The 15,492-nt window shown below is 70.5% G+C and carries 11 protein-coding genes; 3 read left to right on the forward strand and 8 right to left on the reverse strand.

Annotation, left to right across the window (positions count from 1 at the left end):
* Positions 1-11: 11 nt before the first annotated feature.
* Entirely contained in the window at positions 12-563 is a 552-nt protein-coding gene (gene nrdR, locus ACWEKM_RS06735) for a transcriptional regulator NrdR (protein ID WP_451620075.1), read from the reverse strand.
* Between the two features lie 506 nt (positions 564-1,069).
* Between nrdR and lexA the strand changes: the two genes are divergently transcribed.
* Positions 1,070-1,849, forward strand: a complete 780-nt coding sequence (gene lexA / locus ACWEKM_RS06740) for a transcriptional repressor LexA (RefSeq protein ID WP_451620076.1) — start codon at positions 1,070-1,072, stop codon at positions 1,847-1,849.
* A 142-nt stretch (positions 1,850-1,991) separates the two neighbouring features.
* Here lexA and ACWEKM_RS06745 read toward each other — a convergent pair whose 3' ends face one another.
* The 4 genes from ACWEKM_RS06745 to ACWEKM_RS06760 all read right to left on the reverse strand — a co-directional run bounded on the left by ACWEKM_RS06745 (position 1,992) and on the right by ACWEKM_RS06760 (position 8,468).
* Positions 1,992-3,968, reverse strand: a complete 1,977-nt coding sequence (locus ACWEKM_RS06745) for an ATP-dependent DNA helicase (protein ID WP_451620077.1) — start codon at positions 3,966-3,968, stop codon at positions 1,992-1,994.
* A 550-nt stretch (positions 3,969-4,518) separates the two neighbouring features.
* Positions 4,519-5,511: a GNAT family N-acetyltransferase gene (locus ACWEKM_RS06750; protein WP_451620078.1), complete on the reverse strand. Its 993-nt coding sequence runs from the start codon at positions 5,509-5,511 to the stop codon at positions 4,519-4,521.
* A gap of 70 nt (positions 5,512-5,581) precedes the next feature.
* Positions 5,582-7,564, reverse strand: a complete 1,983-nt coding sequence (locus ACWEKM_RS06755; RefSeq protein WP_451620079.1) for an IucA/IucC family protein — start codon at positions 7,562-7,564, stop codon at positions 5,582-5,584.
* Positions 7,565-7,739: 175 nt separating this feature from the next.
* Positions 7,740-8,468: a hypothetical protein gene (locus ACWEKM_RS06760; protein ID WP_451620080.1), complete on the reverse strand. Its 729-nt coding sequence runs from the start codon at positions 8,466-8,468 to the stop codon at positions 7,740-7,742.
* 288 nt (positions 8,469-8,756) lie between these two features.
* Between ACWEKM_RS06760 and ACWEKM_RS06765 the strand changes: the two genes are divergently transcribed.
* Complete coding sequence (locus tag ACWEKM_RS06765; protein ID WP_451620081.1) at positions 8,757-9,980, forward strand: trypsin-like serine peptidase; 1,224 nt, start codon at positions 8,757-8,759, stop codon at positions 9,978-9,980.
* A gap of 129 nt (positions 9,981-10,109) precedes the next feature.
* Complete coding sequence (locus ACWEKM_RS06770; protein ID WP_451620082.1) at positions 10,110-11,315, forward strand: trypsin-like serine peptidase; 1,206 nt, start codon at positions 10,110-10,112, stop codon at positions 11,313-11,315.
* An 86-nt stretch (positions 11,316-11,401) separates the two neighbouring features.
* Here ACWEKM_RS06770 and hflX read toward each other — a convergent pair whose 3' ends face one another.
* The 3 genes from hflX to ACWEKM_RS06785 form a co-directional block, all read right to left on the reverse strand.
* Positions 11,402-12,895, reverse strand: a complete 1,494-nt coding sequence (hflX, locus tag ACWEKM_RS06775) for a GTPase HflX (protein ID WP_451620083.1) — start codon at positions 12,893-12,895, stop codon at positions 11,402-11,404.
* 343 nt (positions 12,896-13,238) lie between these two features.
* Positions 13,239-14,711 (reverse strand): M1 family metallopeptidase, encoded by a 1,473-nt coding sequence (locus ACWEKM_RS06780; protein ID WP_451620084.1) that lies wholly within the window; start codon positions 14,709-14,711, stop codon positions 13,239-13,241.
* A gap of 146 nt (positions 14,712-14,857) precedes the next feature.
* On the reverse strand, positions 14,858-15,492 hold a 635-nt coding region (locus tag ACWEKM_RS06785), incomplete at its 5' end, for an ACT domain-containing protein (protein ID WP_451620085.1).

Below are 15,492 nucleotides of genomic sequence, written 5' to 3' on the forward strand. Positions count from 1 at the left end.
CGGCGCACCCTTCAGTCGGCGGCGTGCACCGACACGGGGACCTCGGCGGTCCCTCCGCGCCCACGCTCGTCCTCCTGGCTCCCCGCTCCCGCGTCATCGTCGTCCGCGGCGGTGGCTCGCCTCGCCTGCCTGAGCTCGGCGATGGCGGCCTCGAAGTCCTCAAGCGAGCCGAACGCCCGGTAGACGGAGGCGAATCGCAGATAGGCGACGAGATCGAGCTCTTGCAACGGGCCGAGTATGGCCAGTCCCACGTCGTGGGTGGTCAGCTCGGCGCTCCCGGTGGCCCGCACCGCCTCCTCGACCCGCTGGCCGAGCTGGGCGAGCGCGTCCTCGGTGACGGGCCGCCCCTGGCATGCCTTGCGCACGCCGTTGATGACCTTGGTACGACTGAAAGGCTCGGTGACTCCGGACCGCTTGACCACCATGAGCGAGCACGTCTCCACGGTCGTGAAGCGGCGGGCGCAGTCCGGGCACTGACGGCGCCTGCGGATCGACGTGCCGTCGTCGGTCGTCCGACTGTCCACGACACGACTGTCGGGGTGCCTGCAGAAGGGGCAGTGCATGATCTCCAACCCTCCTCACAGCAGACTCAATGGCCTCGAAGGACCCCCTGGGCCCCTCGAAGCAGCCCCCAGCATAGGCGATCTCCCGGACGCCGAAGACCCAGGGGACCACAACTTGTGGGTTGCTGTAGCAATCCAACCACTAGATGTGGTGCCTGGCTCACCACATCGACACGCGCGCGTGTCGCGTGCGTACCGCGGCGGGGGATACGGAGATACCGTGGACGCCGCGCGGAGGACGCGTGCGACTCGGACACGAACGGGGACCGGCTCCCGGTTGACGGGCCTCCGGATGGCAGACTGGGCGCGCAACCCATGAGGTCATCGCCCCGGCGGTGAAGGGTACAACAATGAGCCCTTTTATCCGCTGGGTGCCCCGTTAGCCATACACCCAGTCACGTGATCACGTGAGGCGAACCGCGTTTTTTCACTCGAACGTGTGTTTGGCGCAACCTTTCGAAAGCAACTACCGTTGTCCAGCAGGGAGACCATCGAGAGGGGCCGACGTGACCACCACCGCAGACAGTGCCATCATCACCGCCCAGGACCGCTCCCAGGGCCGACTTGAGCCGGTGCATGCGATGAACGAAGCCGCGAATCCAGAAGGGCACAAGCGCTCCCTGCCCGGCCGACCTCCAGGCATCCGGGCTGACAGCTCGGGACTCACCGACCGACAGCGCCGGGTGATCGAGGTCATCAGGGACTCCGTGCAGCGGCGTGGCTACCCACCGTCGATGCGGGAGATCGGCCAGGCCGTCGGCCTTTCCAGCACCTCTTCGGTCGCGCACCAGTTGATGGCTCTCGAGCGCAAGGGCTTCCTGCGTCGCGATCCGCACCGCCCGCGCGCGTACGAGGTCCGCGGCTCCGACCAGACGATGACCGTGCAGCCCACGGACACCGCCGGCAAGCCCGCCGCGTCCTACGTCCCGCTCGTCGGCCGCATCGCCGCCGGTGGCCCGATCCTCGCCGAGGAGTCGGTCGAGGACGTCTTCCCTCTCCCCCGGCAGCTAGTCGGCGACGGCGAGCTGTTCGTGCTGAAGGTCGTCGGCGACTCCATGATCGAGGCCGCGATCTGCGACGGGGACTGGGTCACCGTGCGCCGCCAGCCGGTCGCTGAGAACGGCGACATCGTGGCCGCGATGCTCGACGGCGAGGCCACCGTCAAGCGCTTCAAGCGCGAGGACGGCCACGTCTGGCTCCTCCCGCACAACTCCGCATACGAGCCCATCCCCGGTGACGACGCGACCATCCTGGGCAAGGTCGTCGCGGTCCTGCGGCGCGTCTGACCGCCGGACGGGCCGTCGCGTCCCCCTGACCGGGCCCCGGAACCCCTGCGCCGGTTCCGGGGCCCTGCCCTGTACAGAACCAATACCCGGCGGCGTCGCATCGCGGGTGGCCTGCCCCGGCGTGAGGACAGGCCGACCGCGATCACCTAGCCTCGGCCTGCTGTGCTGCGGCGTCGATGGCGGCGAGCGACTTCCGCGCCTGGTTACGGTCCGTCGTGTACCAGAAGTCGGGCAGTGACGCCTTGAGGTAACCGCCGTACCGCGCGGTGGCCAGCCGCTGGTCCAGCACGGCGACCACACCCCGGTCCCCCGACGCCCGGACGAGCCGCCCCGCGCCCTGCGCCATCAGGAGCGCCGCATGAGTGGCGGCGACCGCCATGAAGCCGTTGCCGCCCGCGTCCTCCACCGCCTTCTGGCGGGCGCTCATCAGTGGGTCGTCGGGGCGCGGGAAGGGGATCTTGTCCATCACGACCAGCTGGCAGCTGGGACCGGGGACGTCGACGCCCTGCCACAGCGACAGGGTGCCGAACAGACAGGTCTTGGGATCCGCTGCGAAGTTCTTGATCAGCTCGCCGAGGGTTTCCTCGCCCTGGAGCAGAATCGGGAACTCGGGGACCCGCGAGCGCAATTCCTCGGCAGCGAGCTGAGCCGCGCGCATGGAGGAGAAGAGGCCGAGCGTGCGGCCACCTGCCGCCTGGATGAGTTCGGTCAGCTCGTCGAGCATGTCGACGCGGTCACCATCCCGTGCCGGGCGGGACAGGTGCTTGGCCACATACAGAATGCCCTGTTTGCGGTAGTCGAAGGGAGAGCCGACGTCGATGCCCTTCCACTGCGGGAGATCCTCGCCTTCCGTACCCTCCGGGGCGAGGCCCAGGGAGGCGCCGACCCCGTTGAAGTCACCGCCCAGTTTGAGCGTGGCGGAGGTGAGGACGACGGAGCGGTCCGCGAAGAGCTTCTCCCTGAGAAGGCCCGAGACGGACATGGGAGCGACGCGGAGAGAGGCGCCGAAGCGGTCGTGGCGTTCGTACCAGACGACATCCCACTCTGAGCCGTTCGCCACGCGCTCCGCCACGTCGTGCACCGTCTCCACGGACGCAAGCGCCTGCTTGCGGACTGCGTCCTCATCCTGAACCGACTTGTCACGCGTCGCGCCGATCGCGGAGATGACGGTGCGGGCGGCGTCTCTCAGCGCCATCAGGGCGTAGGCGAGGTCTTCCGGGATCTCCTCCAGTCGGCCCGGAAGGGCCAGCTCCATCAGTCGCTCGAAGCCCTCGGCCGCGGTCTGGAGCTGGTCTGCGGCCTTCTCGTTGACCAGCTTCGCGGCGCGGCGCACCGCCCGGTTGACCTGCCCGGGCGTCAGCTCACCGGTCGCGACGCCGGTGACACGCGAAACCAGTTCGTGCGCCTCGTCCACGATCAGTACCTCGTGCTGAGGAAGCACCGGGGCGCCCTCGATGGCGTCGATCGCGAGCAGCGCGTGGTTGGTGACGACGACCTCGGCGAGCTTGGCCCGCTCGCGGGCCGTCTCGGCGAAGCACTCGGCGCCATAGGCACACTTCGAGGCGCCCAGGCACTCTCGGGAGGAGACCGACACCTGCGCCCAGGCGCGGTCGGACACACCGGGCGTCAAATCATCCCGGTCCCCGTTCTCGGTCTCGTCCGCCCAGTCACGCAGCCGAAGCAGGTCCTGGCCCAGCTTGCTGGTCGGCGCCGCCGCCTCGAACTGGTCGAAGAGCCCCTCCTCCTCGTCCTGCGGCACGCCCTCGTGCAGACGGTGCAGACAGAGATAGTTCGATCGTCCCTTGAGCATCGCGAACTCCGGGCGGCGGCGCAGCAGCGGGTGCAGTGCCTCGACCGTGCGCGGCAGATCGCGCTCCACGAGCTGGCGCTGCAGGGCGAGGGTGGCCGTCGCGACGACGACACGCTCCCCGTGCGCGAGCGCGGGCACGAGATAGCCCAGCGACTTACCGGTGCCGGTGCCGGCCTGGGCCAGCAGATGGGATCCGTCGTCGATCGCTTCGGCGACCGATTCGGCCATGGTCACCTGGCCGGGGCGCTCCGTGCCGCCGACGGCTGTGACAGCGGCATGCAGGAGTTCGGGGAGTGAGGGCTTCGTCATAGCCCGACCACCCTACGGCCCGGCACCGACAAACGGGCGATCAAGCCGGAGACGAGAGGGGGGACGGGGTGTGGGCAGGTGGTCGGGCCGAACAACGGGCCAGCGGACAGGGCTTCTCGGATGCCGAGGGGCCGAGGGGCGTGGGGTTGGCTGAGAGGCCACGGACGGGACCGGCGACGGTCGGAGCGGATCACGGTGGGGCCTCCTCGGCGGGACGTGAAGAGGGGTGGGGGCGGAGCGGGTCTCAGGGCGGTGTGGCACTGGAGCAGGGCCGGACAAGGGCCGGGGCGAACGGGCTCCAGCGGATGCCGGGCCGGACGATCGGGTCCGGTCGGGCTGATTCCGGTAGGTGAAATGAAGACCGTGGCCGTGCCGGGGAGCGCGCCGTTCCGCATCCGGATCGCTTGACTCACGGCGGAAGACGAGGCGACCGGCAATCCGGCTGTCTCGATGTAGTCGAACCGGCTGCCTCGCTCACATCCGGTTCGGTCGGCTGGGAACCGGAGCGGCCCGAGCGGTGTACCACATGTGAATGCATCGTCACTCGGCGCTACAGCACATCGCGCAGTGACCGGTCCCGAATCATGAGAGCGGCCCGTTTGGTGGGCAGGTCGACCTCGGCAGCGAACCGGAAGCCTGCAGAAAGGAAGGCAGCAATGGACGGCGTATTGCGGAGATCGGGCTCGGCGACAACTCGCGCGCAGGCGGGCCGTCGGCTCAGGACGAGATCGGCCACGGCTCTGAGCAGGGCGGACCCCAGGCCCCGCCCCCGGTCGGAGACGCCGCCGACAAGGAGATGGATCCCGGTGTCGTGCGGGCGGGCCGGGTAGTGGCGGGCCAGTGGATCCAGATCCGCCCGATAGATCTCCCAGTAGCTCATCGGGGTGCCGTCCAGCATGCCGAGACACGGCACGCTACGGCCGTCACCGGTGAGCTGGGCACACAGGTGCTCCTCGGTCCTGTCCTGGGAACCGGCCAATTCCCAGAACGCGGCAACCGCCGGGTCGTTCATCCAGCGGCTGATGAGCGGGAGATCGTGGCCGAGGCGGACGGGGACCAACTGGAACAGGCCCGCGCGTGTGCCGGTCGGGCCCCAGCCAGCGACATGGTCGAGGAGGTCATCGCCCGCGACAGAGAACAGAGCGGCGTCGGGCGCGGAGAACGATCGAGCATGGATCTCAGAGGACGAGCGAGCATCGGTCTCGGAGGGCGAGCCACCCTGTGCCGCGGACGGCAAGCCACCCCGAGCCGCGGAGGAAGACCCGGCGTCTGGCACCGAGCGCCGACCGGCATCCGTCGCAAGGCGTGCGCTCAGGTCGGCCCTCGTCGGAGACAGCCGCCACTCGTCCCCCGCGGCGAGGGGACCAGCACCGGTGCCGGCACCGGCTCGGCCGTCGGCGTCCTTCGGCTCCCCGGCGAAGAAAGCGACGAGCTCGTCGGGGAGGCGCAGGTCCAACGTGTCCTCGCTCTCCCCTCCGGGATTGCAGGAGCCGGGGTGAACGGGCACGGGTCCGGTGTCGGTGCTCGCGTCGGCAGGGGACATGCCGCGCTCCTCTCAGCGGCCGAGGTGGCTCTCGTTCCTCGGAAGGTGAATGAAGTGGGTGCTGTTCGGTTCAGGAATGAAGGGGGTTGGCGATGGTGACGTAGACGGACTGGGTGTCGACCGGGCCGACGAGTTCGTCGAGGCCGTGCAACCGGGTGAGCAGGTTGGCCTTGCAGCGCAGGACAGGTGAGTCGAGCAGGCGGGCGGGGAGGGAGGTCCGCAGCGGTGTGGGCCCCGCGGCGATGCCGGCGAGGAAACGACGGAACGCGGCCAGGAGCAGGCGCTCGTCGGCGAGGTGCTGCGAGCCGAACGCACCGATCAGGCCGAGCACGTTGTTGATGGCGAGGTAGTAGGCGAACCGTTCGTCGGTGACCTCGTCGGAGACGAACGTATCGCTGTGCTCGCCGATGCCGGGCAGTCGTGCGTCGAGTTCGGCTCGCCGGGACTCGCGGAAGTAGTAGCCCTGGTTGTCTCGGTAGCGGCCGCCCGCAGGCCAGCCGTCGCCGTCCAGCAAGAGCAGCGTGTTCTGCTGGTGCGCCTCCAGGGCGATCCCTGCCTCGCTGTCCAACCACAGCACGGGACGCACGACATGTTCCAAGTAGCGCAGGAACCACTCCGCGGCGACCGCTCCACGGGGACGACCAGTCCGCTCGGTGAGACGCGTGACGACTTGGGCAAGGCGGGACTGAACAGGCTGTGCCCTCGCGGCCTCAAGGTGGCTGTTGGCGGCAGGGACGGCCATGGGCCGAGGCGCGACAAGACCGGCAAGGCATGAGACGTCGTCGCTGGGTGCGAAGGGGTTGTGCCGGATCACCACATCGAGTCCCCGGACGGGCAGGCCGTCCTGGTCGTCGACAGCCAGCCAGGCGGGGTCGCGCACGATGTCGAAGCCCGGGTGCACGGCCTGCCACTGCAGGGACAGGCCGGAGCGCAACAGGCGGTGCACCTCGACGCCGCGGTGAAGTTCCTTACGGAGGTTCTCCCGGCGGGAGTTGGTGATCCGAAGGCCCAGCGACAGCTTGAGCATCGCGGGAGCACCGGATTGATGGACGGTGCGTACAGAGGAGGTGGGATGCCACGGGAATCCGAAAGGACCGAGTTCCTGGAGCAACCCCGCGTCGAGGAGGGCGGCGATGTCGTGTCGGTGCCGGACCTCACGCGACTGCCAGGGGTGTAGGGGCAGGGCGGCGAACCCGTCGGGCAAGGGCAGCCCAGAGCCGGCGAGCCGTGCCGTGAGGTGATCCGCCCGGACGGGGCGTCCACGCTCGGTCCAGGCCGAGTCGGCAGCGAGCAAGGAAGGTGATACGGCCATCCAGTGCAGAGGGAAGGAGCCACGCAGCTCCGGAGAGTAGGGACGGGCTTCGGCCTCGGACAGGCCCTCGCGGCTCTTCGGGGTCGGGTGCAACGGGTGTCCGAGCAGGAGTGCCTGTTCGGCGCTGAGGAACGCGTCGGGTCCGTCGGCTGGGTGGGTGCGCCGGTCGCTGATGAAGACAGCGGTGCGGCGGACCGAGTCGGCCACTCGCGCGGCCAGATCTCCGCCGCTGGTGGTCAGGGCGGTGTCCGCACCGGCGGGGGCGTGGGAGCCGCCGAGCGTCTCCTTAGTGATCAGTGCCGCGAGGGTCACGGCGTCGACCGGCGGGGCGTCCGCGGGGGCGTCGGCCAGGCACGGGCGGCCGAATCGGTGCCAGCCGGTCGGGGACCAGTAGCGCACGGGTGCCATCAAGGCCGCCCCGCTGTGGGGCAACGGGATGCGAAGAGTTCCGGAGCGGGTGCCGGTGCCGACCTCGGCGTCAGGGCCGGCGTCGGGCGCTGCGAGGTTCATCTCGCGGACCCAGCAGCGGAGCAGGTTCTCCACGGCTGCGCTCTGGGCGGCCGTGTGAACGTCGGGGTGCTCCAGGAAGTCCTCGGACAGGCCCCAGGGACGGTCCGCCTCCAGGGTCCGGGGTTTCTGCTCGGGTACCCGCTCGGCCCTCGGCGTAGGCGGGGTGTGTCTGTCGTGGGAGGTGGTGTCAGGGGTGCGGGAACGGCCGTTGGGGGTGGTGCTGGCGTTCAAGACTGTTCCTAGGGGGCGTGCGGAGCAGGTGTGCGATGGCCTTCTGCGTCGCTCGGCCTCATGCGACGAGGCGTCGGGCGATGACGAGACAGCGAGGGGAGGCGGTTCATGAGGGCGCGAAGGTGACGGTGCATGGGTGAGGCGACAGCGCGGCGGCCTTTCGGGCTTGCCCGACTCACGGGACGGTGCCGACATGGAACGGCGTAGTGGTCCGTCCCGTCCAGCCGGTGCGGCCTCCGGGCCTCTCGGCCTCCGGGCCTGCGGCGTCGGGCGAGCGGGCCGCGGGCGGGGAGTTCTGCGGCCAACGAACCGGCTGTCGGCGCCGAGCAGACGGCTGTGGTCCCGGAGGTGCGGAAGCCGGGAGATACGTGCGGTGCAGGCGTCGACGGGCGCGGTCGGGATACCGGTGGCCACGCCGGGATGGGTGCCGGTGAGGGCGAGGGTACGAGGGGGCGTCACGGGTCATGACGAGTCCCGCCGCGACGGCGTCCGTACCGTCCGATCCGTAGCACCGCCTGCGGGCCCGGTCACAGTCGGTGAGAGCAAGCAGCAGGGCGCGGAGCGGTTCGGGCACGAAGGCGTCCCCGATGGGGGCGGCCAGGTCGAGCGCGAAGAGCGGCGTGCCCTGGGTGAGGACCTGGCGGACGGCCTCCAGGGCGGCGGGGGCGCTGTGGTCGGCGGTGAGGGTTTCGGCGCCGGAGCGGCAGTCGAGGCGGCGGTGGTCGCCCGTGGCATCGAGGGTCAGCCCGGGCGATCGCACCAGGGCGGTGGGAAAGAGCGGTGCGCTGGTGCGGGCTGTCGGCTCGCGTCTCGACGGGGTCGCCGGGGTGCCCGCTGGGGCGGCGTGCGCTCCCCCGGACGGCTCCCCGGTCACCGGATCGGTCACCGAATCGGTCACGGCCACGGCTCCGAGTCCTCCCGCTGTTCCAGAGGCGAGTTGATCCGCGGGACCGGGCACGGGCAGCAGGCCCCTCACGGCTACAACCCCGGACCGCCCAGCGGGTTACGGGTTGCTTCAAGATCCTTGCCGTGACGCAACTGTTGCTGTTCCGTCGGAAGTCCCCCACAGCGAACGCATAGTGTGTGGTGCCGTTCCCAGAGGGCCGTGAGACCGGCGTGAACTCCCCTTGAGTTCCGCCTGACATCACGGTCGCAGCACCGAGTTTCCTTACCACCAGGGGGAGTCAAGACCATGCGATCCATACGGCCGTCCTTCACCGTTCGCCGCGGGAGGAGTACGGGCCGCAGAACCTCCCCCGTGCTGGCGGCCGTCGCCCTCGTCTCGGCGCTGGCGCTCACCGCCACCGCGTGCAATGGCGACGGCGACGACAACGCGGGCGGTCAGGCCACCGCCTCCGCGTCCGCTGACGACGGAAAGATCAAGATCCCGGAGGACATCAAGGAGCGGCTCAAGGAGCACGGGATCGACGTCGACCAGTGGAAGAACGGCGCATGGAAGAACTGGAACAAGGACGACTGGCTGCGTGAGGCGAACGACTTCATCAACCCGATCATCAAGGGCCTGTGGGACCCCGACCGCATGCGGGACGCCGACGACCCGGACCGGGGCGTGGACGACAACGACCTCTCCGGTGACCAGGGGGTGACCGACCCGACGCCGGCGCCGGTGAAGGCACAGGCGGTGCAGCCGCCGTACCACACCCATGCCGCCACCGCCGGCAAGGTGTTCTTCGACTCCCCCGAGGGCACGATGGTCTGCTCGGCGACGGTGGTGCAGGACCCGGCGCACCCCGGCAAGTCCAACATGGTGTGGACCGCAGGCCACTGTGTGCATGCCGGCAAGAAGGGGGGTTGGTACCGCAACATCGCGTTCGTGCCGTCGTACAACGACAAGGGCATGACGAACGAGGAGTTGCAGAGCGCCACCAAGGAGCAGATCGCTCCGTACGGGATCTGGTGGGGCGACTGGGCGCAGACCTCCCAGCAGTGGATCGAGCAGGGCGGTGAGACGGGCGGGGACGGTGCCTCGTACGACTTCGCCGTGATCCATGTGACGCCCGAGGAGGGCGGCAGCGGCAAGTCGCTGGAGGAGACGGTCGGTTCGGCGCTTCCGGTGGACTTCGACGCCCCGCCGGTGCCGAAGGTGGCGAGCATCACGGCGACCGGTTACCCGGCGGCGGCGCCGTTCGACGGTCAGTCGCTGTACCAGTGCCAGGACAAGCCGGGGCGGCTGTCGCTCAGCAAGTCGGACCCGACGATGTACCGCATCGGCTGCACGATGACGGGTGGTTCGTCCGGCGGTGGCTGGGTGGAGGCCGGTTCCGACGGCAAGCCGGCGCTGGTGTCCAACACATCCATCGGCCCGGTGAGTTCGGGCTGGTTGGCCGGTCCGCGGCTGGGTGATGTGGCCGAGGGTGTGTACAGCGCGGTCAGCAAGAAGTTCGCCGCGCAGTAGCGCCTGGCCGAAAGCCGGATCAGGGGCGGCGGGGCGTCATGGGAACCTTCACCTCCTCGCCGCCGTTCGTCCCCAACCCCACGGGCATAGTGGGGTGTCATCACACGCTTCAACGGGGGTTATCGCACCATGCGTTCCATACGTACGCCCTTCGCGCACCGGCGCGGGCGGCGGCGCACCGTCCTCGCGGCCACCGGTCTCGTCGCGGCACTGGCACTCACGGCGACGGCCTGCGGCGGCTCGAACGACGAGAAGGCGGGCGACAAGTCCGGCGCCTCTCAGGCCGCGGGATCCGATGACGGCAAGGCTCGTATCCCGGCCGACATCGCGGGCAAGCTCCGGGAGCACGGCATCGATGTCGACAAGTGGGCCGACGGCGGCTGGAAGGACTGGGACAAGGACAAGTGGCTCAGTGAGGCCAAGGACTTCGTCAACCCGGTGATCGAGGGCCTCTGGAAGCCGGAGCGGATGCAGTCCGCGAAGGAGGCCGACAAGACGATCTCGACGCAGGACGCCTCCGCGGACCAGGGGGTCAGCGACCCGGAGCCGCAGCCCGTGCACGCGCAGGCGGAGAAGACGCCGTACCACGAGAACGCGGCCCCGGTCGGCAAGGTCTTCTTCGACTCCCCCGAGGGCTCGATGGTCTGCTCCGGCACGGTCATCAAGGACGTCAACCATCCGGGCAGGTCCAACCTGGTGTGGACGGCCGGTCACTGCGTGCACGCCGGGCAGAACGGCGGCTGGTACCGCAATATCGCCTTCGTGCCGTCGTACAACGATCTAGGCAAGTCGGAGGCGAAGCTGTCGGGGGCGACGACCTCGCAGATCGCGCCGTACGGCACCTGGTGGGCAAACTGGGCCGCCACGTCGAACGAGTGGATCCAGGGCGGTTCGGAGACGGGCGGCGCGGGCGCCGCGCACGATTACGCCGTACTGCATGTGAAGCCGGAGAACGGGTCGAAGTCCCTGGAGGAAACCGTCGGCGCGGCGCTCGACGTGGACTTCTCCGCGCCGTCCGCGGCCGAGACGGCCAGCATGGGCGCCTGGGGATACCCGGCGGCGCCGCCGTTCAACGGTCTGAAGATGTTCAAGTGCGTGGACCGGCCGGGCCGGCTGTCACTGAGCCCGTCGCTGCCGACGATGTACCGCATCGGCTGCACGATGACCGGCGGGTCGTCGGGGGGCGGCTGGTTCCGGGTGGCGAACGGCAGGACCGTGCTGGTCTCGAACACGTCGATCGGCCCGACGAACAACACCTGGCTAGCGGGCCCCCAGCTCGGCCAGGAGGCCGAGGCGCTCTACCAGAACATGAGCAGGACGTACGGCGGCCAGTGACCCCGGAGGGCCGAGGGCCCGCTCCCGCGGTCGGCGGGAGCGGGCCCTCGGCCTGTGTCACGGTGGCCCACCTGTGTCGCGATGGCTCAGGCGAGCGGCGCGGGGACGTACGGCGCGAGGTCGGCCGCCAGCTCCTCGTGCACCCGCGCCTTGAGCAGTGTGCCCTCCGCGGTGTGCTCCTCGGAGATCACCTCGCCCTCGGTGTGAGCGCGGGCGACCAGCTGGCCGTGCGTGTACGGCACCAGGGCCTCGATCTCGACGGACGGCCTGGGCAGCTCGTTGTCGATGAGCGCGAGCAGTTCGTCCATGCCCCGGCCGGTGCGGGCCGAGACGGCGATGGACCGCTGCTCGACGCGCAGCAGCCGCTGGAGCACCAGCGGGTCGGCCGCGTCCGCCTTGTTGATGACGACGATCTCGGGCACATCGGTGGCGCCGACGTCCCTGATCACCTCGCGCACGGCGGCCAGCTGCTCCTCGGGGGTCGGGTGCGAGCCGTCCACCACATGCAGGATCAGGTCGGAGTCGCCGACCTCCTCCATGGTGGAGCGGAACGCCTCGACCAGGTGGTGCGGCAGATGCCGGACGAAGCCGACGGTGTCCGCGAGCGTGTACACCCGGCCGCCCGGGGTCTCGGCCCGGCGGACGGTGGGGTCCAGGGTCGCGAACAGCGCGTTCTCGACCAGGACGCCCGCGCCCGTGAGGCGGTTGAGCAGCGAGGACTTACCGGCGTTGGTGTAGCCCGCGATGGCGACGGAGGGTACCTTGTGCCGCTTGCGCTCCTGACGCTTGACCTCACGGCCGGTCTTCATCTCCGCGATCTCCCGGCGCATCTTCGCCATCTTCTCGCGGATCCGCCGCCGGTCCGTCTCGATCTTGGTCTCACCGGGGCCACGGGTGGCGAGGCCGCCGCCCTTGCCGCCGCCCATCTGGCGGGACAGCGACTGGCCCCAGCCGCGGAGCCTGGGCAGCATGTACTGCATCTGCGCGAGCGCCACCTGCGCCTTGCCCTCTCGGGACTTGGCGTGCTGGGCGAAGATGTCGAGGATCAGGGCCGTACGGTCGATGACCTTGACCTTGACGACGTCCTCCAGGTGGATCAGCTGGCCCGGGCTCAGCTCACCGTCGCAGATGACGGTGTCGGCGCCCGTATCGAGGACGACGTCACGCAGTTCGTCGGCCTTGCCGGAGCCGATGTAGGTGGCCGCGTCGGGCTTGTCGCGGCGCTGGACCACTCCGTCGAGCACGAGCGCGCCCGCGGTCTCCGCGAGGGCGGCCAGCTCGGCGAGGGAGTTCTCGGCGTCCTGCACGGTCCCAGAGGTCCACACCCCGACGAGCACGACCCGCTCCAGGCGGAGCTGTCGGTACTCGACCTCGGTGACGTCCTCCAACTCGGTGGAGAGGCCGGCCACGCGGCGCAGCGCCGCGCGCTCGGAGCGGTCGAACTGGTCGCCGTCCCGCTCTCCGTCGATCTCGTGGCTCCAGGCGACGTCCTCTTCCATCAGGGCATCGGCCCGAAGACCCTCGGGGTAGTCGTGCGCAAGGCGCTTGGTGTCCTGGGAAGGGGAAGAAGAGGAGGTCATTGGGTCCTTACGTCGCAGGTGATGTCCGTTACGGCAGTCGAGATGTACAACGCACGAGGACGGCGGGAGATTCCCGTGTCCCGTGCCGCGCCGACCCGACGATGGTCGCACGGCACGGCCCGTCTCGTCACCGGCTTATTCCGGGCCTTGTCCCGCGGCCCCGTTCGCGGGCGGTACGGCGCCTCCTTCGCGGACGGCTTCCTTCGCGGACGAACCCGCACCCTCCTTCGCAGGCGACGCCGCACGCCCCTGCGCGGACGAGCCCGCGCCGTCCTTCGCGGGTGGCCCCAGGCCGTCCTTGGCGAACGGACCCGCGCGTCCTTCGCGGGGGATGCCCGGCCTCCTACGTGGGGGGCGTGGACTTCCAGTCCGGGTGTCCGGGCATCGGCGGGGTCTTCGCGCCGTACAGCCAGTCCTTGAAGAACCCGCTCAGGTCGCGTCCGGCGATCACCGAGGCGAGGTGCTCGAAGTCGGCCGTGGTCGCGGTGGCGTCCCGGTGCGTCTGCACCCAGGCCCGCTCCAGCCGCTCGAAGGCGGGGCGTCCGATCTTCTGGCGCAGGGCGTAGAGAACCAGCGCGGCGCCGTCGTAGACGTTCGGCCGGAAGATCCCGATCTTCTGGCCCGGCCTGGGAGGCTTGGGTGCGGCGGGCGGACCGCCGGAGGCACGCCAGCGGTCGGAGGCACCGTAGGCGGCCTTCATCCGGTCGACCATGGGCCGGTCGGCCTTCTCCTCGGCGTACAGGGCCTCGTACCAGGTGGCGTGCCCCTCGTTGAGCCACAGGTCGGACCAGGTGCGCGGGCTGACGCTGTCGCCGAACCACTGGTGCGACAGCTCGTGCACCATGACCGACTCGACGTACCACTTGGGGTAGGCGGGCTCGGTGAACAGTCCCTTCTCGAAGAGGGAGAGGGTCTGCGTCTCCAGTTCGAAGCCGGTGGCGGCCTGGGCCATGAGCACGCCGTAGGTCTCGAAGGGGTAGGGCCCTACCTTGCCCTCCATCCAGGCGATCTGGTCGGGGGTCTTCGCCAGCCAGGGTTCGAGGGTCTTGCGGTCGGCGGCCGGCACGACGTCGCGGACCGGCAGCCCGTGCGGTCCGGCGCGGTGCAGCACGCTGGAGCGGCCGATGGACACCTGGGCGAGCTCGGTGGCCATGGGGTGCTGGGTGCGGTACGTCCAGGTGGTGGCGGAGCCGACCCGGTCCACGCCCGTGGGCAGTCCGTTGGCGACGGCCGTGTAGTCGTTCGGGGCGGTGATCCGGAAGGTGAACATCGCCTTGTCGGAGGGGTGGTCGTTGCATGGGAAGACCAGGTGCGCGGCGTCGGCCTGGTTGGCCAGGGCAAGGCCGTCCTTGGTGCGCACCCAGCCGCCGTCGTGGCCCTTGGCGGGCATCGGGTCGCTGGTGTGCCGGACGGTGATCCGCAGCCAGTTGCCCCGGGGCAGCGGCCTATCCGGGGTGACGACCAGGTCGTCGCCGGCCCGGGCGAATCCGGCCGATCTGCCGTCGACCTCCACGGACTCGACCGTGCCGTGCGCGAAGTCGAGGTTGAGCCGGTCCAGGGTGGCGGTGGTCCAGGCGTCGATGGTGGTGACGGCTGTGAGGGGTTTGTCGTTGCTGCCGGGATAGGTGAGGTCGAGGTCGTACGACGCCACGTCGTATCCGGGGTTGCCGAGGTACGGGTAGAGCCGGTCGCCGATGCCCAGCGGGGCGGCGGGGGCGCTCGCGGACAGTAGGCACACGGAGACGGCGGCGGCCAGGAGGGCGGCCTTGCGATGCCGGGCGGCCCGGCGTGGCCGGGTGCGGGGGGTGAGCAGCATGCACCACCGCTACCAGCGCGCGGGTGCCCCGCCGGGACGACGCGCGCCCGGCCCACTCGAACGGGTTGGTCCGACGGAGGCCCCCGGAGCCCAGGGCCCGGTGCCGAGCGCCGCCCCGGAGGCCGACGCCCGGTGCCGAACGCCGCTCAGGAGCCCGAGAGCTCGTGTTGCGCCCGGGTCACGTCGTACACGCCGGGCACATTGCGCATGGCCCGCATCAGGGCGGGGAGGCGGGCCGCGTCGGGGAGTTGGAGGGTGTAGGTGTGGCGCACCCGCTGCTGGCTGGGCGGTTCGACGGTTGCGGAGACGACTTCGGCGCCCTCCAGGGCGATCGCCTCGGTGAGGTCGGCGAGCAGATGGGGTCGCCCGAACGATTCCGCGACGAGCGTGACCCGGCATGCGGCGCTGTCGCCCCAGCGCACGCCGACCTCCGCACGCCCCCCGTTCTTCATGCGCGTCACCGCGGCGCACCGTACGCGGTGCACGGTCACGACGCCGCCGCGTACCGAGAAGCCGGTGATCTCGTCAGGTGGCACGGGTGTACAGCATCCGGCGAGGCGTACGACGGCGCCCGGGCGCTCGACGAGGAGGTCGGCGCCCGCGCGCCGGGGGCCGCCGCCGGACCGTGCACGCCGGTCTCCTGAACGCACGCCGGGCGCGCGGACGACGGGGGCGGCGCCGCCCGCACCCCCGGCGCCGCCGTCGGCGGTCGTACGGGCGGTGGCCGCCGGTGCGACCGGGTCGCTCACGGCCGTGCGAGGCCGCGGGCCGAGGGCGGCCC

This window comes from Streptomyces sp. NPDC004752, from assembly GCF_053601275.1.